This window comes from Staphylococcus sp. acrmy, from assembly GCF_022690565.1.
Lineage (GTDB): Bacteria > Bacillota > Bacilli > Staphylococcales > Staphylococcaceae > Staphylococcus > Staphylococcus caledonicus.
This window is the reverse complement of record NZ_JALCVE010000002.1, coordinates 130,124-153,466: the sequence shown is the minus strand read 5'-3', so window position 1 is coordinate 153,466 and position 23,343 is coordinate 130,124. Positions and strand designations below refer to the sequence as shown.

21 protein-coding genes are annotated in these 23,343 nt (G+C 33.7%); all 21 read left to right on the top strand.

Annotated features, from left to right (window positions below; translation table 11 throughout):
• The first annotated feature begins 156 nt into the window (after nt 1–156).
• The 21 genes from mraY to FH144_RS02385 all read left to right on the top strand — a co-directional run bounded on the left by mraY (nt 157) and on the right by FH144_RS02385 (nt 23,343).
• The gene (gene mraY, locus FH144_RS02485; RefSeq protein WP_242313529.1) at nt 157–1,122 is read left to right on the top strand and encodes a phospho-N-acetylmuramoyl-pentapeptide-transferase; all 966 of its coding nucleotides are present in this window, start codon (nt 157–159) and stop codon (nt 1,120–1,122) included.
• A 1-nt stretch (nt 1,123) separates the two neighbouring features.
• Nucleotides 1,124–2,473 (top strand): UDP-N-acetylmuramoyl-L-alanine--D-glutamate ligase, encoded by a 1,350-nt coding sequence (murD, locus tag FH144_RS02480; RefSeq protein ID WP_242313528.1) that lies wholly within the window; start codon nt 1,124–1,126, stop codon nt 2,471–2,473.
• Between the two features lie 15 nt (nt 2,474–2,488).
• Nucleotides 2,489–3,766, top strand: a complete 1,278-nt coding sequence (locus tag FH144_RS02475; RefSeq protein ID WP_242313527.1) for a cell division protein FtsQ/DivIB — start codon at nt 2,489–2,491, stop codon at nt 3,764–3,766.
• A gap of 103 nt (nt 3,767–3,869) precedes the next feature.
• Nucleotides 3,870–5,306, top strand: coding sequence for a cell division protein FtsA (gene ftsA / locus FH144_RS02470; RefSeq protein ID WP_242313526.1), 1,437 nt, complete (start codon nt 3,870–3,872; stop codon nt 5,304–5,306).
• Between the two features lie 29 nt (nt 5,307–5,335).
• Nucleotides 5,336–6,517 carry a cell division protein FtsZ gene (gene ftsZ / locus FH144_RS02465; RefSeq protein ID WP_103166853.1) on the top strand — a complete coding sequence of 394 codons (1,182 nt, stop codon included), beginning with the start codon at nt 5,336–5,338 and terminating at the stop codon, nt 6,515–6,517.
• A gap of 254 nt (nt 6,518–6,771) precedes the next feature.
• Complete coding sequence (gene pgeF / locus FH144_RS02460; protein ID WP_242313525.1) at nt 6,772–7,563, top strand: peptidoglycan editing factor PgeF; 792 nt, start codon at nt 6,772–6,774, stop codon at nt 7,561–7,563.
• Nucleotides 7,564–7,607: 44 nt separating this feature from the next.
• On the top strand, nt 7,608–8,276 hold the full coding sequence (locus FH144_RS02455) for a YggS family pyridoxal phosphate-dependent enzyme (RefSeq protein WP_242313524.1): 669 nt from the start codon (nt 7,608–7,610) through the stop codon (nt 8,274–8,276).
• A gap of 11 nt (nt 8,277–8,287) precedes the next feature.
• On the top strand, nt 8,288–8,884 hold the full coding sequence (locus tag FH144_RS02450; protein ID WP_242313523.1) for a cell division protein SepF: 597 nt from the start codon (nt 8,288–8,290) through the stop codon (nt 8,882–8,884).
• A 12-nt stretch (nt 8,885–8,896) separates the two neighbouring features.
• Entirely contained in the window at nt 8,897–9,193 is a 297-nt protein-coding gene (locus FH144_RS02445) for a YggT family protein (protein WP_242313522.1), read from the top strand.
• A 12-nt stretch (nt 9,194–9,205) separates the two neighbouring features.
• Entirely contained in the window at nt 9,206–10,087 is an 882-nt protein-coding gene (locus FH144_RS02440) for a YlmH family RNA-binding protein (RefSeq protein WP_242313521.1), read from the top strand.
• 42 nt (nt 10,088–10,129) lie between these two features.
• Nucleotides 10,130–10,837 (top strand): DivIVA domain-containing protein, encoded by a 708-nt coding sequence (locus FH144_RS02435; protein ID WP_242313520.1) that lies wholly within the window; start codon nt 10,130–10,132, stop codon nt 10,835–10,837.
• A 228-nt stretch (nt 10,838–11,065) separates the two neighbouring features.
• Nucleotides 11,066–13,816 carry an isoleucine--tRNA ligase gene (ileS, locus tag FH144_RS02430; protein ID WP_242313519.1) on the top strand — a complete coding sequence of 917 codons (2,751 nt, stop codon included), beginning with the start codon at nt 11,066–11,068 and terminating at the stop codon, nt 13,814–13,816.
• A gap of 228 nt (nt 13,817–14,044) precedes the next feature.
• Entirely contained in the window at nt 14,045–15,562 is a 1,518-nt protein-coding gene (locus tag FH144_RS02425; protein WP_242313518.1) for an NAD(P)H-binding protein, read from the top strand.
• Between the two features lie 318 nt (nt 15,563–15,880).
• A complete protein-coding gene (locus tag FH144_RS02420) occupies nt 15,881–16,675 on the top strand; it encodes a VOC family protein (protein ID WP_242313517.1) in 795 nt (264 codons plus the stop codon).
• A 4-nt stretch (nt 16,676–16,679) separates the two neighbouring features.
• Complete coding sequence (locus FH144_RS02415; protein ID WP_242313516.1) at nt 16,680–17,153, top strand: CHAP domain-containing protein; 474 nt, start codon at nt 16,680–16,682, stop codon at nt 17,151–17,153.
• 114 nt (nt 17,154–17,267) lie between these two features.
• Nucleotides 17,268–17,744 (top strand): signal peptidase II, encoded by a 477-nt coding sequence (gene lspA, locus FH144_RS02410; RefSeq protein ID WP_242313515.1) that lies wholly within the window; start codon nt 17,268–17,270, stop codon nt 17,742–17,744.
• A gap of 11 nt (nt 17,745–17,755) precedes the next feature.
• Nucleotides 17,756–18,673 (top strand): RluA family pseudouridine synthase, encoded by a 918-nt coding sequence (locus FH144_RS02405; protein WP_242313514.1) that lies wholly within the window; start codon nt 17,756–17,758, stop codon nt 18,671–18,673.
• 395 nt (nt 18,674–19,068) lie between these two features.
• Nucleotides 19,069–19,596 carry a bifunctional pyr operon transcriptional regulator/uracil phosphoribosyltransferase PyrR gene (gene pyrR / locus FH144_RS02400; RefSeq protein WP_107507884.1) on the top strand — a complete coding sequence of 176 codons (528 nt, stop codon included), beginning with the start codon at nt 19,069–19,071 and terminating at the stop codon, nt 19,594–19,596.
• 233 nt (nt 19,597–19,829) lie between these two features.
• On the top strand, nt 19,830–21,140 hold the full coding sequence (locus FH144_RS02395) for a uracil-xanthine permease family protein (RefSeq protein ID WP_107507883.1): 1,311 nt from the start codon (nt 19,830–19,832) through the stop codon (nt 21,138–21,140).
• Between the two features lie 31 nt (nt 21,141–21,171).
• On the top strand, nt 21,172–22,065 hold the full coding sequence (locus FH144_RS02390; RefSeq protein WP_242313513.1) for an aspartate carbamoyltransferase catalytic subunit: 894 nt from the start codon (nt 21,172–21,174) through the stop codon (nt 22,063–22,065).
• A gap of 3 nt (nt 22,066–22,068) precedes the next feature.
• Complete coding sequence (locus FH144_RS02385; protein ID WP_242313512.1) at nt 22,069–23,343, top strand: dihydroorotase; 1,275 nt, start codon at nt 22,069–22,071, stop codon at nt 23,341–23,343.

The following is a 23,343-nucleotide window of genomic DNA, read 5'->3' as shown; positions in this document are numbered from 1 at the left end:
GAGGGAGAGGCATAATAAAAAGTAAAGCCTTATCCCTCACCTCGCTAACATACTCAAATCTATATAATGTTATCTAAAAAATTGATAAACTGAATACAGTAAAATACAACTTACAATTATTAATTTAAAAATTTAATATACATAAAGGAGAATATTATGCTTTTTATACTTGCGCTTATCGCATTAGGTATCACTTTCATTTTAGTGCCTATATTAATTCCAACACTTAAACGAATGAAATTTGGCCAAAGTATTCGGGAAGAGGGGCCACAAAGTCACATGAAAAAAACAGGTACGCCTACCATGGGTGGCCTTACGTTTTTAATTAGTATTATCATCACATCGATTATAGCGATTTTCTTTATCGATAATTCTAATCCTATTATCCTCTTGTTATTTGTAACTATTGGATTTGGATTAATTGGATTTATTGATGATTACATTATTGTAGTTAAGAAGAATAACCAAGGTTTAACAAGTAAACAAAAGTTTTTAGCTCAAATTGGTATTGCAGTTATTTTCTTTGTTCTTAGTGACGTGTTTCACTTAGTTGAATTTTCAACTGATTTAAATATACCTTTTACTAATGTAAGCATACCGTTATCATTTGCGTATGTTATCTTTATTGTTTTTTGGCAAGTAGGATTTTCAAACGCTGTGAATTTAACAGATGGTTTAGATGGACTAGCAACTGGATTATCAATTATTGGTTTTACCATGTTTGCCATCATGAGCTTTGTCTTAGATTCACCAGCAATTGGTGCATTTTGTATTATCATGATTTTCGCGCTACTAGGATTTTTACCTTATAACCTTAACCCAGCCAAAGTTTTCATGGGTGATACAGGAAGCTTGGCATTAGGTGGGATTTTCGCAACTATCTCAATAATGTTGAACCAAGAGCTATCTTTATTACTTATTGGCTTAGTGTTTGTAGTAGAAACTTTATCAGTAATGCTACAAGTTGCATCTTACAAGTTAACTAAAAAACGTATCTTCAAGATGAGTCCAATACATCACCACTTTGAGTTAAGTGGATGGGGTGAATGGAAGGTTGTTACAGTATTCTGGACAGTAGGTCTAATTTCAGGATTAATCGGATTATGGATAGGAGTGCATTAACATGCTGAATTATACAGGATTAGAAAATAAAGAAGTTCTTGTAGTAGGGTTAGCAAAGAGTGGATATGAAGCGGCTAAGTTATTAACTAAGTTAGGCGCTAATGTAACAGTTAATGATGGTAAAGACTTATCGCAAGATCCACATGCTAAAGATTTAGAAACTTTAGGTGTGAACATTGTTGACGGAGGACATCCACTATCTTTATTAGATAACAATCCGATTATTGTTAAAAATCCAGGCATACCTTATACAGTTCCAATTATTAAAGCAGCAGAAGAACGTGGATTGAAAATTTTAACTGAAGTTGAGTTAAGTTATTTAGTATCAGAAGCACCTATTATTGCGGTAACGGGTACAAATGGTAAAACGACGACGACGTCTTTAATTGGAGATATGTTCCAAAAAAGTAGATTGAGTGGTCGTTTATCAGGTAATATTGGTTTCGTAGCTTCTAAAGTAGCACAAGAGACGTCACCAGAAGAGTATTTAATTACTGAGTTATCTTCATTCCAATTGTTAGGGATTGAAGCATATCGCCCACATATTGCTATTATTACTAATATTTACTCTGCACACCTAGATTATCACGAAACATTAGAAAATTATCAAAATGCTAAGAAACAAATTTATAAGAACCAATTAGAAAGTGATTATTTAATTTGTAATTATCATCAAAGACATTTAATTGAATCTGAAACGTTAAAAGCTAAAACATTATACTTCTCTACACAACAAGAAGCTGAAGGCATTTACATTAAAGACAATTTCATCATTTATAAAGGAATTAGAATCATTAATATTGATGACCTTGTTTTACCAGGAGAACACAACCTAGAAAACATTTTAGCAGCTGTATTAGCAGCAATTTTAGCTGGGGTACCAATTAAAGCAATTATTAATAGTTTAACTACATTTTCAGGAATTGATCATAGATTGCAATATATTGGAACTAATAGAACGAATAAGTATTACAACGATTCAAAGGCTACAAATACATTAGCGACACAATTTGCATTGAATTCATTCAAGCAACCAATTATCTGGCTATGCGGAGGATTAGATCGTGGTAATGACTTTGACGAACTAATACCTTACATGAAAAATGTTAGAGTCATGGTTGTCTTTGGGGAAACTCAAGAAAAGTTTGCTAAACTAGGTAATAGTCAAGGTAAAGTAGTTGTGAAAGCAACAGATATTGAAGATGCAGTCGAAAAAGTTCAAGGCGTCATCGAGCCAAATGAAGTAGTGTTATTATCTCCTGCATGTGCAAGTTGGGATCAATACGGTACATTCGAGGAACGTGGAGAACGATTTATTGAGAGCTTCCGTGCACACTTGCCATCTTACTAAAGGGTGTGAAACCAAATGGATGATAATAAAAGGAAAAGCGATCGCAAGTTAAGAGCTATTAAAAGAGCTGAGAAAAGAAGGAATCGTGGCCTAGAATCAACAGATGATCATACATTCAATGAAAATGACTTAAGTGATGATTTAACATACGATGATGAAGAAAGATATAAAATTCATCGAAAACAGGATGAAGTAAACGACAACCAAGAAGATAGAAAAGAAAAAAATGATCCAAAGACGCCATATTCCATTAACGATAAAGAATCAGATACACAAGCAACAAAGGCATCTAAAAATCATACTGAATCAGACTCTAAGAAACATCGCAAAAAGAATAATAACAAGCTTTCGTTTAACAGCCTTAAAGATTTCAACAACCAACGGAAGACTCGAAAACAAGAAAAACAAGATAAATACGAAGGCATGTCGCTTCAAGAAAAACGAGAGCAACAAAGAATTGAAAGGCGAAAGCGACAGAAACAAATTCAATATACAGTTATAACTATTTTAGTACTATTAATCTTATTATTTTTAATTTATATGTTTACACCACTAAGTAGAATTTCTCATATAAATATAACCGGTAATAAAAATGTAAGTAATAGTCAAATTGAGAAAGCTTTAGATATTAAAGATAACTCTCGCATGTATACCTATAGTAAGAAAAAGGGTATCAATAATTTAGAAAAAAATGACCTTATTAAAAATGTGGAAATAGACAAGCAATTGCCTAATACTGTCAATGTAAAAGTGACTGAAAATGACGTTGTAGGTATTGTTAAAGAGAAAAACAAGTATGTTCCCATTATAGAAGGTAATAAAGAATTGAAAAATTATGATGGTGACATTGCTGGAAGCGGACCAATTTTAGACGACTTTAAAGGCGATGACAAAGATAGCATCATTAAAGCATTATCTAATATGTCGTCTGATATAAGAGATATGATTTCTGAAATCAAATACGCTCCAGAACAAAATAATCAAAATAGAATTTTGATGTTTATGAAAGATGACATGCAAGTGGTAGGGAATATGGATACAATTGCTAAAAAAATTCAATACTACCCACAAATGTCACAATCACTATCTAGAGATGATTCAGGAAATCTTAAAACTCAAGGGTATATTGATTTGTCAGTAGGCGCATCATTCATTCCTTATGGTGATAACGGCGGCTCCGATTCTAAATCAGATCAAAATGTTCGTCAAAAATCACAAGAAGAAACAGTTGCAAAAGATGAATTACAGAGCGCTTTAAATAAAATTAACGAACAATCAGATTCAAATAATTAAAAAATTTCGATATTAATATGTGTTTATAGTTCACAAGCCAAACATCGTATTGTAAACTAAACATAGTGTATTTTAATAGTAATTTGTCAGGAGGTGCCTATCTATGGAGGAACATTACTATGTAAGCATAGATATTGGTTCATCAAGCGTAAAAACAATAGTAGGCGAAAAATTTCACAATGGAATAAATGTGATAGGTACAGGACAAACCTACACTAGCGGTATAAAGAACGGATTGATTGATGATTTTGACATTGCTAAACAAGCAATTAAAGATACAATTAAAAAAGCTTCTATCGCTTCTGGTGTAGACATTAAAGAAGTTTTCTTAAAATTACCTATCATAGGTACTGAAGTATACGATGAAGTTAATGAAATTGATTTTTATGAAGATACTGAAATAAACGGGACACATATTGAAGATGTGTTAGAAGGCATTCGTCAAAAAAATGACGTTCCAGATACAGACGTTATTGATGTCTTCCCTCTTCGATTCATTGTTGATGGCGATAATGAAGTTTCAGATCCGAAAGAACTTATTGCTAGACATTCATTAAAAGTAGAAGCTGGCGTCATTGCTATCCATAAATCTATTTTAATTAATATGATTAAATGTGTAGAATCATGTGGCGTTGATGTATTAGATGTATATTCTGATGCATATAACTATGGCTCAATTCTTTCTGCAACTGAAAAAGAATTAGGTGCTTGTGTTATTGACATTGGTGAAGATTTAACACAAATCGCATTTTATGAACGCGGTGAATTAGTAGACGCAGACTCAATCGAACTTGCAGGACGAGACATCACAGATGATATTGCGGAAGAATTAAATACTACATATGAAACTGCTGAGAAGATTAAACATCAATATGGACATGCATTTACTAACTCAGCTTCAGATCAGGACGTATTCAGCGTAGATCAAGTTGATAGTGATGAATTAGTAGAGTATACGCAAAAAGATTTAAGTGCGGTTATTGAACGTACAATGCAAGATATTATTGATGAAGTCTTTGATGTATTAGTTGACTTAGGTTTAACTAAAGTTAACGGTGGTTTCATCATCACTGGTGGCTCATCTAATTTACTAGGTGTTAAAGAATTATTGAACACTATGGTTAATGAAAAAATTAGAATTCATACGCCATCACAAATGGGTATTAGAAAGCCTGAGTTCACTTCAGCGATTTCTACTATATCTAGTAGTATCGCTTTTGATGAGTTGTTAGATTATGTTACAATAAATTATCACGATAATGATGAATTTGAAGAAGAAGTTATTGAAGAAGATGAAAAAGATAACGCTTCTAAATCTGGTGGATTTGATTGGTTTAAACGTAAATCAAATAAAAATGAAGATACTTATGAAGAAAACTACAATGAACCACATGACAGAGTTGAAAAAGTAGAAGATCATGATAAGTATGAAACTCCAGAAGAACATCAAGAAACTGAACATCACTATGATGATGAGCAAGAAAGACCTCAAAAAGAAGAGGGTAAATTTAAAAAACTTATGAAATCTCTATTTGAATGATTGGCCATTAAGACTAGGAGGAAATATAAATGTTAGAATTTGAACAAGGATTTAATCATTTAGCGACATTAAAAGTCATCGGTGTAGGTGGCGGCGGTAATAACGCTGTTAACCGCATGATTGACCACGGTATGAATAACGTAGAATTTATTGCAATTAATACAGATGGACAAGCTTTAAACTTATCTAAAGCTGAATCTAAAATCCAAATTGGTGAAAAATTAACTCGTGGACTTGGTGCAGGTGCTAACCCTGAAATTGGTAAAAAAGCTGCAGAAGAATCACGTGAACAAATTGAAGATGCTATCCAAGGCGCAGACATGGTGTTTGTTACAGCTGGTATGGGTGGCGGTACTGGTACAGGTGCTGCACCAGTTGTAGCTAAAATTGCTAAAGAAATGGGCGCATTGACTGTTGGTGTTGTTACTCGTCCATTCGGTTTCGAAGGACGTAAACGTTCTACTCAAGCAGCTGCTGGTGTTGAAGCTATGAAAGCAGCGGTAGATACATTAATCGTCATTCCTAACGACCGTTTATTAGACATCGTTGATAAATCTACTCCAATGATGGAAGCATTTAAAGAAGCAGATAACGTATTACGTCAAGGTGTTCAAGGTATCTCTGACTTAATCGCAGTTTCTGGTGAAGTAAACTTAGACTTTGCAGACGTTAAAACAATTATGTCTAACCAAGGTTCAGCATTAATGGGTATCGGTGTTTCTTCAGGCGAAAACAGAGCTGTAGAAGCTGCTAAAAAAGCCATTTCATCACCATTACTTGAAACATCAATCGTTGGTGCACAAGGCGTATTAATGAACATTACTGGTGGAGAATCACTTTCATTATTCGAAGCTCAAGAAGCAGCAGACATCGTACAAGATGCTGCAGATGAAGATGTAAACATGATCTTTGGTACAGTAATTAACCCAGAATTACAAGATGAAATCGTTGTAACAGTTATTGCTACAGGTTTCGAAGATAAACCAACATCACAAGGGCGTAAAGCTTCTAGCACTGGCTTTGGTACAAGCGCTACATCAAGTGCGTCAACTCAAACAAGTGCACCTAAAGAAGATTCATTTGGCCAAGGAACTACAAGCTCACGTTCTTCTGAAAGTGTAAGTGAAAGAAGTCATTCTACTAAAGACGATGATATTCCTAGCTTTATCAGAAATAGAGAAGAAAGACGTTCTAGAAGAACTAGACGTTAATTGATAAATAAGTTTTAACTAATATTTGATAATACATGACTTAGCGGTTCGAATGGTTATTTCATGTATGAATAGTCTTTCCTTGTGGGGGTATGGAACTTTGAATTCGTTTATGAATTCTGTTCCGCCCCTTTTTTATTTACTTTAAAACAAAGTGAATATTGTTATATAATAAAAGCATGTTCATGTTTAGAGTAAAGATTACATTTTTAAATTTTTAAATAGAGAAATTTTTAGAAGGTGGTTTTGTTTACGTGTCAGAGAAGTTTATTAAGTATCCTCATTATTTAAAATATGAATCTAACGATATCGAAACTGTAACACTTGGATTTACTACGCGTGAAGGTGGCTACAGCTTATATCCAGAAGGTTCTTTCAATATGGCACGTTACATTGATGATGATCCGACCAATGTTACAAAGCATCAACATATGTTAGCTGAGGCTATTGATTTTCAACCTAACCAATGGGTCTTTCCAATACAAACTCATGAAAATAAAATAGCCCACGTTACTCAACGTGATCAGGGTAAAAATATTGATGAATTAACCAACCAATTACATGGTATTGATGGAATGTATACGTACGATTCTAATATATTATTAACCATGTGCTATGCAGACTGTGTGTCTGTTTATTTCTATAGTGAAAAGCACCATTTTATAGGATTAGCACATGCAGGTTGGAGAGGTACTTACGGACAAATTGTAGTTAAAATGTTGGACAATATCGATTTTAACTTTGAAGATTTAAAGGTTGTTATCGGACCGTCCACATCTATGAGTTACGAAATCAACGATGATATAAAATCAAAATTTGAAACATTACCTATCGATGCATCTAAATATATTGAAACGAGAGACGCAAATCGTCATGGCATTGATTTAAAACGTGCCAATGCATTATTGCTTACTCAACACGGTGTTCCTTCAGACAATATCTATATTACCGATTATGCAACTTCAGAGGATTTGTCTCTTTTCTTCTCATATCGCATTGAAAAGGGACAAACTGGCAGAATGCTAGCATTTATAGGACAAAAATAATATTATTTATAAAAAGAAATCCGCATTAAGAGGTTGATACTCAAATGAAAGTACAAGATAACTTAGAAACAATTGAAAAAGAAATTAATACACATTTTGAAAAAAGTGAGTCAACGTTCCCACCAAACGTGATAGCAGTTACAAAATATGTTACAATAGACCGAGCTAAAGAAGCTTATGAAGCAGGCTTAAGACACTTTGGTGAGAACCGTTTAGAAGGTTTTCTAGAGAAGAAAGAAGCTTTGCCTAATGATGTTACAATGCATTTCATCGGCTCTTTACAATCGAGAAAAGTAAAAGAAGTTATTAACGAGATTGATTACCTTCATGCTTTAGACCGTTTAAGTCTTGCAAAGGAAATTAATAAGAGAGCTAATTATCCTATTTCTTGTTTCGTACAAGTCAATGTTTCTGGTGAAGAAAGTAAACATGGGATTGCATTAGATGAAGTTAATGATTTTATTGAACAAATCAAGCAATATGAAAATATTAAAATTGTCGGATTAATGACTATGGCACCATATACTGACGACACGAATTACATTCGTCAAGTATTTAAACAATTGAGAGAAAAACGTGATGAAATTAAAAACCTTACTTTAGAGTATGCGCCTTGTGAGTATTTATCTATGGGAATGAGCAATGATTATCAAGTTGCTGTAGAAGAAGGTGCTTCATTTATAAGAATAGGAACTAAACTTGTAGGAGAATAGGAGTGAATGCCGTGGCTATAAAAGATTTATTTAACAATTTTTTTCTAATGGATGATGAAGAAGAAGTAGTTGAAGGCCCAGAAGAATATCAACAACGAGCGGTTCAAAATGAAGCGTCTCAAAATAATAATGTACAACAACAGCCAGAACGCCAACAACAAACCAATCAAACAAAGCAAAATAATATAAAATCTGTGCCATCTAAGAAAACATCAAGAGCGTATAACTCAGAAGAAAGGAACAATCGTATGAATCACACACCTTCAAAGTCGAACACTAAGAACGTAGTAACGATGAATCAATCTTCACAAGGGTATAGTACATATGAAAGTTCAAAAATGTGCTTATTTGAACCACGTGTCTTTTCAGATACACAAGATATTGCAGATGAATTGAAAAATCGTCGTGCGACATTGGTTAACTTACAACGTATCGACAAAGTTTCAGCTAAACGTATCATCGACTTTTTAAGTGGTACTGTTTATGCAATTGGTGGAGATATTCAACGTGTTGGTACAGATATATTCCTTTGTACGCCTGATAATGTCGAAGTTGCGGGTAGTATTACCGATCATATCGAACAAATGGAATCGCAACATTACGAATAAGGAGCTTAATATATGGATCTCGGCATGTTAAGTAGTATTTTTTCATTTATTTTAATTTTAGTCCAAATTTATTATTTTGGAATGATTATCTATTTCTTTACTTCTTGGGTGCCAAGCATAAGAGAATCTAAATTTGGTGAAATTTTAGGAAAGCTTTATGAACCTTATTTAGAACCTTTTAGAAAGATTATCCCACCTATTGGAATGATTGATATTTCATCACTTGTCGCACTATTTGTGCTTATACTCTTCCAAGCAGGTTTGAGAAGTATTTTTAGTATGATTTTAAATTATTTAATGCTACATTAATTTTATATTTTAATGATAGTCTGGAACGGTAAATGTGTTCTAGACTATTTTTATGTTTTATTTACGATATATGGTTTAAATAACATTAAGATTCTATTTATTTGGAAAAAGGAGGTTACAGCCATCGACATATATCAACACTTTAGAACTGAAGAACAAACTTTAATTGATCAATTTATTGATAAATGTGCTCAAGTAGAACAACAATATGCGCCTGTGTTAACTCATTTTCTAGATCCAAGAGGACAATATATCCTTGGAGTAATCGTAGGAAGCTATGAAGATATGCATGTGAGTTTCTTTGGTGGGGAAAATGCAGAAAGAAAACGAGCAATCATCGCGCCAAATTATTATGAACCGTCTGAAGAAGACTTTGAAGAGGCGCTTATTCAAATCAATTATCCTGAGAAATTTGTTACATTACGACATCAACATGTATTAGGCACACTAATGTCCTTAGGAATAGAAAGAGAACAAGTAGGAGATATTATTGTCGGCGAAACAATTCAATTTGTTTTGACAAAGCGATTAGAATCATATATTCTGTTGGAATTAACAAAGATAAAAGGTGCATCAGTGAAACTTAATTCTATTCCATTTAAAGATATGATACAATCAGTAGAGAATTGGAAAATTCAAGGTAGCACAGTTAGCGCTTTAAGATTAGATGTTGTTTTAAAAGAAATGATTCACAAATCAAGATCAATTGCGAAACAACTTATCGAAAAGAAACGCGTGAAAGTTAACCATACAATTATTGATTCACCTGATTTTCAAATACAAACCAATGATTTACTATCCATTCAAGGTTTTGGGCGTGCTCAAATTACCGAAGTGGGTGGTAAAACGAAAAAAGACAAAACACACATAACTTATCGAACATTATTCAAGTAAAAATGAATTATAAATCATAGTCTGATTTGAGGAGGATATGGAATGCCTTTTACACCTAGTGAAATTAAGAATAAAGAATTTACTAAAGTTAAAAATGGTTTAGAACCTGCAGAGGTTAGTGATTATTTAACTCAATTAAGCAATGAAATTGAGCGTTTAAAAGAAGAAAAAAAACAACTTGAAAAAGTTGTTGAAGAGAGAGATACTAATATTAAATCTTACCAACAAGTTCATCAATCAGTTAGTGATGCGCTTGTACAAGCTCAACAAGCAGGGGAAGAAACTAAGTTAGCTGCTACTAAAGAAGCTGAAGCGACAATTAGCAAAGCACAAGCTCAAGCAGATTTAATTGTAAATGATGCTATTGAAAAAGCACGTCATTTATCATTCCAAACTGAAGATATGAAACGCCAATCTAAAATATTTAGATCACGTTTCCGTATGTTAGTTGAAGCACAATTAGACTTACTTAAAAATGACGATTGGGATTATTTGCTTAATTATGACATTGATGCTGAACAAGTTACTCAAGAGAACTTCCAACATTTAAACAGTCAAGATATTACTCCAGAAGAGCAACAACAAGCTCAAACACAACAATCTGCCAATAATGCTAATAATAGCGAAAGTACAAGTAACAGTGCTAATTCACAAAGTGTGACAGGTTCAACTAGTAATGCAGCTAGTACGAGCGAGTCTACATCACTTGAATCAAGTGATGCGCAAAGCCAATCAACATCAAATAAATAATATCTAAATTTAAAAGTCAGACGCGTAAGAAATAGTAAACTTTTCACAGCGAGCTAGGGTGGGTGTAAGCCTAGCAAAAGTGTATTTCTTATATCACTGGCTTATCACATTATAAAATTTTCTAAGAGAGAACTCTAAGTTGAGTTAACAAGGGTGGTACCGCGGTAATTCCGTCCCTTTTTAGTTGAACTTAGAGTTCTTTTTATATTTAAGGAGTGAAAAACAATTATGAACTACAAAGGTACTTTATTAATGCCTAAAACTGATTTTCCTATGCGAGGTGGCTTACCAAATAAAGAACCTCAAATCCAAGAAAAATGGGATAGCGAAGATCATTATCAAAAATCATTAGACAAAAACAAAGGAAACCAAACATATATCTTACATGATGGTCCACCGTATGCGAATGGTAACCTTCATATGGGTCATGCCTTAAACAAAATTATCAAAGACTTCATCGTACGTTATAAAACGATGCAAGGATTTTATGCGCCTTATGTTCCAGGTTGGGATACGCATGGTTTACCAATTGAACAAGCTTTAACAAAAAAAGGTGTAGACCGCAAGAAAATGTCTGTAGCCGAATTTAGAGAGAAATGTAAAGAATTCGCATTAAAACAAGTTGAATTACAAAAACAAGATTTCAAACGCTTAGGTGTGCGTGGTGACTTTAGTGATCCATACATCACTTTAAAACCTGAATACGAAGCAGCTCAAATTCGTCTATTTGGTGAAATGGCTGATAAAGGTTTAATTTATAAAGGTAAAAAACCTGTTTACTGGTCACCATCAAGTGAATCATCACTTGCTGAAGCAGAAATTGAATATCATGATAAACGTTCTGCATCTATTTATGTTGCTTTCGACGTAAAAGATACTAAAGGCGTAGTTGATGAAGACGCGCAATTTATCATTTGGACAACTACACCTTGGACAATTCCCTCAAACGTTGCCATTACTGTTCATCCAGAACTTAAATATGGTCAATATAATGTAAATGGTAAAAAATATATTATCGCTCAAGCTTTAGCAGAAACAGTTTCAGAAGCGCTAGGATGGGATAAAGAAGCTGTTAAATTAGAAAAAGAATTTACAGGTAAAGAATTAGAATACGTAGAAGCACAACATCCATTCTTAGACCGCGTATCATTAGTAATTAACGGTGACCATGTTACTACAGATGCTGGTACAGGTTGTGTTCATACTGCTCCTGGACACGGGGAAGATGACTATATCGTAGGACAAAAATATGATTTACCAGTAATTAGTCCATTAGATGATAAAGGTGTCTTCACTGAAGAAGGTGGACAATTTGAAGGTATGTTCTATGACAAAGCTAATAAAGCCGTAACTGATCTTTTAACTGAAAAAGAAGCGTTACTAAAATTAGACTTTATTACACATAGTTACCCACACGACTGGCGTACTAAGAAACCAGTTATCTTCCGTGCTACACCTCAATGGTTTGCTTCAATCAATAAAGTTAGACAAGATATCTTAGATGCTATCGAAGAAACTAATTTCAAAGTAGACTGGGGTAAAACACGTATCTATAATATGATTCGTGATCGTGGCGAATGGGTAATTTCTCGTCAACGTGTATGGGGTGTTCCACTTCCAGTATTTTATGCTGAAAATGGCGACATCATCATGACAAAAGAAACAGTTAATCATGTGGCTGATTTATTCGCAGAACATGGTTCAAATGTATGGTTTGAAAGAGAAGCTAAAGATTTATTACCTGAAGGATTTAGTCATCCAGGTAGTCCTAATGGTGAATTTACTAAAGAAACAGATATTATGGATGTATGGTTCGATTCTGGTTCATCTCACAGAGGCGTATTAGAACAACGCCCAGAATTAAGTTTCCCAGCTGACTTATACTTCGAAGGTAGTGACCAATATCGTGGTTGGTTTAACTCATCAATCACTACTGCTGTAGCTACAAGAGGACAAGCACCATATAAATTCTTACTATCTCATGGTTTCGTTATGGACGGAGAAGGTAAGAAAATGAGTAAATCACTTGGTAATGTTATCGTTCCAGACCAAGTAGTAAAACAAAAAGGTGCAGATATTGCACGTTTATGGGTAAGTAGTACAGATTATCTTGCAGATGTACGTATTTCTGATGAAATCTTAAAACAAACATCTGATGTTTATCGTAAAATTAGAAATACCTTAAGATTTATGTTAGGTAATATTAGTGACTTTAATCCAAATACAGATGCAGTACCAGAAGCTGAATTATTAGAAGTAGATCGCTACTTATTAAATCGTCTTCGTGAGTTCACTGCAAGTACAATCGAACATTATGATAACTTCGATTATTTAAATATTTATCAAGAAGTTCAAAACTTTATTAACGTTGAATTAAGTAACTTCTATTTAGATTACGGTAAAGACATTCTTTACATTGAACAAAAAGACGCGCATAAACGTCGCAGTATGCAAACAGTGTTATATCAAATCTTAGTAGATATGACTAAATTATTAGCACCAATCTTAGTTCACACTGCTGAAGAAGTTTGGTCACATACTCCACATGTACAAGAAGAAAGCGTACATTTAGCTGATATGCCAAAAGTTGTAGAAGTAGATCAGGAATTATTAGATAAATGGAATCAACTTATGTCACTTCGCGATGATGTTAATCGTGCATTAGAAGTTGCACGTAACAATAAAGTCATTGGTAAATCATTAGAAGCTAAAGTCGTGATCAGTAGTAACGATAACTTTAATGCGACAGAGTTCTTACAACAATTTGAAGACTTACAACAATTATTCATTGTATCTCAAGTAGAAGTTGTTGATAGTGTTGACAATGCTGAATCATACCAACACGGTGATATTCGTATTGATCATGCTGATGGCGAAAAATGTGAAAGATGTTGGAACTATAGTGAAGAATTAGGCCAAGTTGGCGAACTTGATCACTTATGTCCACGTTGCCAAGAAGTCATCAAAATATTAGTATAAAATTTAAATATAAAAGATATTAATCTTTAATCCCGAATCCCTCAAATGATTTAATAAAATGATTTGAGGGATTTTTCTAATTATAAAATATAGTGGTAATTAAAATTTCAAATAGTAAAAATAAAAAATTATACAATGTTTGATTAGCATTTAGAAAGGCTAATGAGAATAATAAATAGTTCAAAACCTTTTTGATTTTAATAGTAAGGTAATAAAAGGAGTGTTAGCATGGGTAAAGTATTATTAACTGGGGCTTCCGGTTACATTGGAGGCCACTTAAAAGAACAGTTGAAAGATAATCATGAAATCATCGCTATATCTAGAAATGCCGATAATAAAGAAAATGAGCATAACGTAACATGGAAAGCAGCAGATTTATTTGATATAGATGAAATTACTGAAGTAATGGAAGGCATCGATACCGCTATATATCTTGTTCATTCAATGATGCCAAATGCTAAATTAACTCAAGCTAGTTTCGAAGATATGGACGCTTTACTTGCAGATAATTTCGCACGTGCTGCTAAAGCACAAGGTGTTAAACATATTGTGTTTATGAGTGGTCTTATTCCTAGTGAGAATCATCTGTTAGCCCATTTACGAAGTCGTTTAGAATGTGAAAAAATATTAGGTTCTTATGGCGTTCCAGTGAGTACCTTACGTGCAGGATTAATCATTGGGGCGAAAGGTAGCTCATATCCAATTTTAAAACGATTAGTAGAGCGTTTGCCTGCTATGGTGCTTCCAAGTTGGGCTTACAATATGATTGCGCCAGTTGCCATTGAAGACGTCATCGATAAATTAGCAGGTTTAGTAGACCGTTCTCCTGATGAAAATGAAGCATTTGATATTACAGGTCCAGAAATTATGAATTATAAAGAATTAATTGGACGTACAGCAAAAGTATTAGATAAAAAACTTCCAACGTTAGACTTGCCCATTATTCCAATTTGGCTTAGTCGATATTGGGTACAAATGATTTCACAAGTACCTAAGGAAATGGTTTATCCACTAATGAATAGCTTAGTCCATGATATGATTCCACAACCAAAACGTACACATCCTGATTTTTCATTTGGAAGTATTACTTATGAAGAAAGTGTGCGCCGTGCACTTGAAGAAGAAAAAGATATGAAGCAAAACAATAAATCAAAATCATCTTCTAAAAATAAAGATAAGAAAGAACAAGTCAAAGACGTGCGTGCAATTACTCGATTTAAAATTCCACAAAGTTTTTCAATGCGTGATGTGTCTCGTGAATACGCAGATTTTATTAATAACATTACGTTACATTTAGTCAATGGAACAATTAATGAAGATGAATTTAATATTAGATTGCCTTTCATTAACCAATTTATTTTAAAAATGAAGAAAAAAGAACATAATTCTACTGACGATAAAATTGTTTACAAAATTGTGGGTGGCAATCTCGCCTTAGCTAAAGACGGTGGTAACGCAAGATTTGAATTTAGACGTATTTTAGATACCAATGAAGGATTGGTCGCATTACAAGAATATGAACCTACGTTACCTTGGTCAGTATATAAATTCACGCAAGCAAAAGCACATAAAGCAGTGATGGATATCTTTAAACAACATATGGATAAGTTAGCTACCAAAGAGGAAGAACAAATCGAACACTCAAAATTAAATACAGTGCTTAGTAACTCTGCTATGACACTCGGCGCTATGGTTGGTGCTTGGGCAGGCGTAAAAATTTACCACACACTAATTGAAAAAAGATAATGTTATATAAAGATAGTAAGACGTTAATATAATAATGTACTGAACTTTAAAAGTTAAATGTTGGTTAGTAAACTATTTCGCAGGCTTGTTTCCTATATTGTTTAGGAGACAAGCCTTTTAATTTTGATGTAATCATTGTATTATGAGAGCGATTAAAATACATACCGAGCTAATAAATTGCAAACTACATACAAAATCTGGTAAAATATTGAATATTTTAATGGCGAGGACTAAAAATAAAGTAGCGTTACTAAGTAAGATTTTCAAAATGATTAATCAATAACTGTTAATTATAGACATTAGCATTAGGAGGCAACAATGTTTCATTCCAAAAAGGCACATTTCGTAAATGGAGTAACATTAAATGTAAGAGACTTAACTATCTTAAGACCGTTTTATGAAAGCGTGCTAGGGTTTAAAGTCGTCACTGAAACAACATTCTCAGTTCAATATGAAGTAGGTAACTCTAATAATTTCATTACTTTAAATGAAATTCATAATGGGAGAGAACCTTTATTATCTGAAGCGGGTCTATTTTATATTGGAATATTATTGCCATCTATGAAAGACTTAGCTGATTTACTCGTACAAATGAGTGACTATGAAATACCAGTTAATGGGGGAGAACAAAGTGTGTGTACATCCCTCTTTTTCGAGGATCCGGAAGGGCATGCTTTTAAATTTTATGTAGATCATGATTCGGATGATTGGGTGTACGTCAATAATAATCTAAATATGGATATTGAGGCTTTAAATGTGCCACGTCTCTTAACAGAAGTATCTGATGAAAAGTGGCAAGGCATTCCTCATGATAGTAAAATAGGTAATTTACATCTTAAGACGATTCGTATGTCAGAGATTAAAAATTATTATTTGACCTATTTTGGTTTACAAAATTCCGCCTATTTAGATAAATTTTCACTTTATTTAGCTTCTTCACATTATCATCATCATCTTGCGTTAAATCAATGGCTATCAAGTACTAAACGCATGGAAAATGACAACTCATATGGATTAGCACTCATCGATTATTATTATCCTGAAACAACGCATATAAATATAAATGGGCCTGATGGCTTACAATTTAGATTTAATTTTATTGAAGTAGTGTGATAAAGTGAAAAAATTAATTTTAGTTATGATATTAAGTAGTGCTCTATTTACAGGTGGCGCACTATTTGACGGGGTTGATAACCAAGATATGACTCAACCGACGATTCATTTTTGGGAAAAGAATCCTATGAAATTCAATACTTATGTTAAAGGGCAATGTACGTATTATGTATTTAATCGTATCCGTCAAGATGGCAATATGATCAATAACAAATGGGGCGATGCGAAATATTGGGCTGAAAAGGCAGACGATGAAGGTTATAAAGTAAATCATGTTCCTTCTGTTGGGTCAATATTACAGTATCCTAAAGGTGAGCATGGCCATGTAGCTTATATAGAAAAAGTGAATTCAGATGGTTCACTTATGGTTTCAGATATGAATTATCGCAAACCTTATGAAGTAACAAAACGAACGGTGTCTTCATATCAAGTGGATAGCTTTAATTATATTCATCCGAAAAATAACGTAAAGACTTAATTTTAAATAAAATATATTTTTATGCCATTCATAACTGTAGCTTTTTTTATATAAATGAGTAAGCTATAATGTAGAGTGTTGTCAAAGCGTTGAGGTGTGAATGGAGGCACGTGAATGAAAAAGAAATATTATGTAGGTTTGTCATTAATAGTAGCTATTGCCATTTTAGTGATTGACCAAATAACAAAACGAATCATTGCAACATCGATGAATATTGGAGATTCTTATGAAGTTATTCCTAACTTTTTAAATATAACGTCTCATAGAAATAATGGCGCTGCGTGGGGTATATTAAGTGGTAAGATGGGCTTTTTCTATATTATTACGCTTATCATTTTAGTCGTTCTTGTATTGTTCTTTATTAAAGAAGCTAAATATAATATGTTTATGCAAGTCGCAATTAGTTTATTATTCGCAGGAGCATTAGGTAACTTTATTGATCGTTTACTTAATGGCGAAGTAGTGGATTTTATTGATACAAATATTTTTGGTTATGCTTTTCCAATATTTAATATAGCAGATTCGAGTTTAACGATAGGTGTCATATTTATTATTATCGCGTTACTTAAAGATGCATCATCAAAAGGATAGGAGGCTACGATTTGGAAACTTACGAATATAAGATAGACAATGAACAACATGTCGGCCAACGTATCGATAAATTGTTGTCAGATATGAATACAGATTGGTCTAGAAGTCAAATTCAAGATTGGATTAAAGAAGAGTTAGTAACAGTTAATGATAAATTGATTAAATCAAATTACAAAGTTAAAATGAGTGATCATATTGTAGTTACTGAAAAAGAAGTTGTTGAGGCAGATATTCAGCCGGAGAACTTAAATTTAGATATCTATTATGAAGATAAAGATGTCGCTATTGTGTATAAACCTAAAGGAATGGTGGTTCACCCTTCACCAGGACATTATACAGGTACATTGGTTAACGGTTTAATGTATCAAATCAAAGACCTATCAGGAATTAATGGAGAGATTCGTCCAGGTATTGTCCATCGTATTGATAAAGATACGTCAGGATTACTAATGGTAGCAAAAAATGATATCGCCCACCGTGGATTAGTAGAGCAACTGGTAGATAAAACAGTTAAAAGAAAATACATTGCGCTCGTGCATGGCAATATTCCACATGATTATGGTACAATCGATGCACCTATTGGTCGTAATGAGAAAGATCGACAATCAATGGATGTGGTAGATAATGGTAAAGAAGCAGTGACACATTTTAACGTGTTAGAACATTTTAATGACTATACGTTAATCGAATGTCAATTAGAAACTGGTCGTACGCACCAAATCCGTGTGCATATGAAATATATTGGGTTCCCATTGGTTGGAGATCCTAAGTATGGTCCGAGAAAAACGCTTGATATCGGCGGACAAGCACTTCATGCGGGTGTAATTGGATTTGAACACCCAGTTACTCATGAATATATAGAACGCCAAGCTAATTTACCAAAAGAGTTTGAAGAGTTATTAGAAGAAATACGTCTAAGAGATGCATAAATGCAGCTCTAACAGAGGGTGAGAGGGTGGAATCTTTGAGATCACATTAGATTTCCCTTTTTGTTCCTTAAAAAATTATAAAATACCACAAGTTGTTTATTTGTTATGTGAAGCAGTTTTTTTTGAAATTGGCATTGACTTATACTTAAAAAAGCATTAAGCTAATTACAGTTCAAACAAGAAAACGGTGTCTTTAAAAGAAAGTCCAGAGAGGCTTCGAAGACAGAGTACTAATTATATATACATATTAAATAAACAATTTAATTAACTCTAAAAAATTGTTTCAATTAATTAGAATGTTATAAGTTTAAGCATAGTTTAAACTTAACGTATATAAATTAAACCTCGTGTCTTTAAAAAGGCACGAGGTTTTTTCAATTTAAAGAGGTGAGATAATGTCTGAGCGTATTATTATGGATGAAGCTGCAATTCAACGTACTGTAACTCGTATCGCACATGAAATTCTAGAATACAATAAAGGGACACAAAACCTTGTATTACTCGGTATTAAGACTAGAGGCGAATTTTTGGCACGACGCATTCAGAATAAAATTAGTCAAATTGAGCAGAAAACAGTTCCAACAGGTACTATAGACATTACACATTTCAGAGATGATATTGAAATCTCAAATAAACAAATTACTAAAGAAGCTATTGAAATTGATGCGGATATTACTGATAAAGTAGTCATTATTATTGATGATGTTCTTTATACTGGCCGTACTGTGAGAGCTTCATTAGATGCAATATTATTACATTCTCGACCAGATAAGATTGGATTAGCTGCACTTGTTGATCGTGGCCACCGAGAACTTCCGATTAGAGCAGATTTTGTAGGGAAGAATATTCCAACTGCTAAAGACGAAGCCGTGTCGGTCTATTTAGATGAGCGAGATTCATATAATGCAGTAGTAATAGAATAGATAACCTTTTAAATCAGTACGAGAGACTGAAAAAGGTGAAGTATTTAATGGTGAGTGTGTAAGATAATAGAATAATTTAAATCGTATCTTAACTTACCCATATTAATTTAAATACTTTATCACGTATCTACCGATAAGCAGAAATATATTACTTAACGGTAGGATTATACGACTTTTTAGTCTCTTTACATCAATATGTAAAGAGGCTTTTTTATATAGAAAGGGAGACAAAAATGGAAAATGACCAAATGTTTGAACGTACAGTTAAACCAGTGCTAGATGTAAAAGACAAACCGAATCCAGCGCAATGGGGATTATTGAGCTTGCAACACTTATTTGCAATGTTTGGCTCAACCGTATTAGTACCATTTTTAACCGGTTTACCAATATCTGCTGCATTATTAGCTTCAGGAATAGGAACATTACTTTATATCTTAATTACAAAAGCTAAAATCCCGGCGTACTTAGGTTCTAGTTTCGCATTTATTACGCCTATTATTACGGGGTTAAGCACGCATAGCTTAGGCGATATGTTGATGGCACTGTTTGCTAGTGGTGTGATGTATATCATCATTGGTATCTTTATAAAAATAAGTGGCACTAATTGGTTAATGCATCTACTTCCACCTGTAGTGGTTGGACCAGTGATTATGGTCATTGGATTGAGCTTAGCTCCTACCGCTGTGAACATGGCAATGTACGAGAACTCAGGGGATATGAAAGGATACAACTTAAGTTATTTAGTTGTCGCACTTATCACATTGTTAGTAACAATTATTGTTCAAGGCTTTTTCAAAGGTTTCTTATCACTTATACCGGTGCTTATCGGTATTATAGTAGGCTATATTGTATCAATCTTTATGGGGCTAGTTAATTTTTCAAACATTGCTAAAGCGCACTGGCTAGAATTCCCACATATCTACTTACCATTTAAAGATTATGTGCCTTCTATACACTTAGGTTTAATTCTAGTCATGCTACCTATCGTATTTGTAACTGTAAGTGAACATATTGGTCATCAAATGGTTATCAATAAAATTGTAGGACGAAACTTCTTTGAAGATCCAGGTTTACATCGTTCTATTATAGGTGATGGAGTTTCAACAATGTTCGCAAGTATTATAGGCGGACCACCAAGTACTACGTATGGTGAAAACATTGGTGTTCTAGCAATAACTAGAATTTACAGTATTTATGTTATTGGTGGGGCAGCAGTTATTGCGGTGATTTTATCATTCATCGGTAAATTCTCTGCACTCGTTTCTTCAATTCCTACACCAGTAATGGGTGGCGTTTCCATCTTGCTGTTTGGAATTATCGCTGCAAGTGGTTTAAGAATGTTAGTAGAAAGCAATATTGATTTTGCTAATAATCGTAACTTGGTTATTGCATCGGTAGTGTTAGTAGTTGGTATTGGTAATTTACTTATCAACTTAAAAGGTTTAGGCGTTAATTTACAAATTGAAGGTATGGCTTTAGCTGCACTTTCAGGTATTATCTTAAATTTAATTTTGCCAAAAGAAAAACACGAAACAAAAAACTAATTTAGCTTAATTATTTCTCAGGAGGCGCTTTATGAAAAACTTATTATCAATGGAACACTTATCAAACGAGGACATCTACGATTTAATTCAAACAGCGAGCGATTATAAATCAGGGAAACAACCTTTACCACAATATAATGATCAATTCGTCTCAAACTTATTCTTTGAAAATTCAACGCGTACTAAATGTAGTTTCGAAGTAGCTGAACAAAAACTTGGTCTGAAAGAAGTTAACTTTGAAACAAGTACATCATCAGTACAAAAAGGTGAGTCACTTTATGATACTTGCAAAACTTTAGAAAGTATTGGCGTAAACTTACTAGTCATTAGACATTCACAAAACGCATATTATGAAGAGTTAGAAAATCTTAATATCCCGATTGCGAATGCTGGAGATGGTAGTGGACAACATCCTACACAGAGTTTATTAGATATCATGACAATTTATGAAGAATACGGTTCATTTGAAGGGTTAAACATTCTAATCTGTGGAGATATTAAAAATTCACGTGTGGCTAGAAGTAACTTTACTAGTTTAACTTCATTAGGAGCCAACGTAATGTTCTCAAGCCCTGATGAATGGGTGGATGAATCTTTAGAAGCACCATATGTTCAAATCGATGATGTAATTGAAACGGTTGATATCGTAATGTTACTACGTGTCCAACATGAAAGACACGGCATTACTGGAGAAGCGAATTTTGAAGCGAATGAATATCATGAACAATATGGTTTAACTAAAGCTAGATATGACAAATTAAAAGATAAAGCGATTGTCATGCACCCTGCACCAGTTAATAGAGAAGTGGAAATTGATACAGAATTAGTCGAAGCACCTAAGGCACGTATTTTTAAACAAATGGAAAATGGTATGTATCTAAGAATGGCAATAATCAATAAACTATTATCAGGAAAAGAGGAGTAAATAATGAAATTAATTAAAAACGCTCAAATTTTAGATAACGGTGAACTTAAACAAACGTCGATTTTAATTGACGGACAATATATCAAAGAAATCAATGACAACATAGAAGTAGACAATAATGTTGAAGTTATTGATGCACAAGGCCAATTTGTAGCACCAGGATTAGTAGACGTTCACGTGCATTTACGTGAACCTGGTGGTGAACATAAAGAAACAATTGAAACAGGAACAAAGGCAGCGGTACGTGGAGGTTTTACAACAGTATGCCCAATGCCTAACACACATCCGGTACCAGATTCAGTTGAACATATGGAACGTTTACAACAATTGATTAAAGATAACGCTCAAGTACGTGTTTTACCATATGCAGCGATTACAGTACGACAAGCTGGTAAAGAACATGTAGATTTTGATGCCTTAGCTAAAGAGGGGGCATTTGCCTTCACTGATGATGGCGTAGGTGTACAAGAATCAGCAATGATGTATGAAGCTATGCAAGCAGCAGCGAAAGCCAATAAAGCGGTCGTTGCTCACTGTGAAGATAATAGTCTAATTTATGGCGGGGCAATGCATCAAGGTAAACGTAGTGAAGAACTTGGCATACCAGGTATTCCTAATATTTGTGAAGCAGTTCAAATTGCGAGAGACGTTTTACTTGCTGAAGCGGCAGATTGCCACTATCACGTATGTCACGTTTCAACTAAAGAAAGTGTAAGAGCAATTCGTGACGCTAAAGCAGCAGGCATTCATGTAACTGCCGAAGTCACACCACACCACTTACTATTAACTGAAGATGATGTGCCAGGTGATAACGCCATTTTCAAAATGAATCCACCATTAAGAAGTAAAGAAGATAGAGAAGCATTATTAGAAGGTTTACTCGATGGCACTATCGATTGCATTGCTACAGACCATGCACCTCATGCTAAAGAAGAGAAAGATCAACCAATGGTTAAAGCGCCATTTGGTATCGTCGGTAGTGAAACAGCATTCCCATTATTATATACACACTTCGTGAAAAATGGAGACTGGACACTACAACAATTAGTAGATTATTTAACAATTAAACCAGCGCAAACATTCGATTTACCATACGGTCGATTAGAAGAAGGAAGCTTCGCAGATTTAACAATTATTAACCTAGATGAAGAGCGTGAAATCAGAGGAGAAGATTTCTTATCTAAAGCTGATAACACACCATTTATTGGTTACAAAGTATATGGTAACCCAGTCTTAACTATGGTTGAAGGCGAAGTTAAATATAAGGAGGACAAGTAA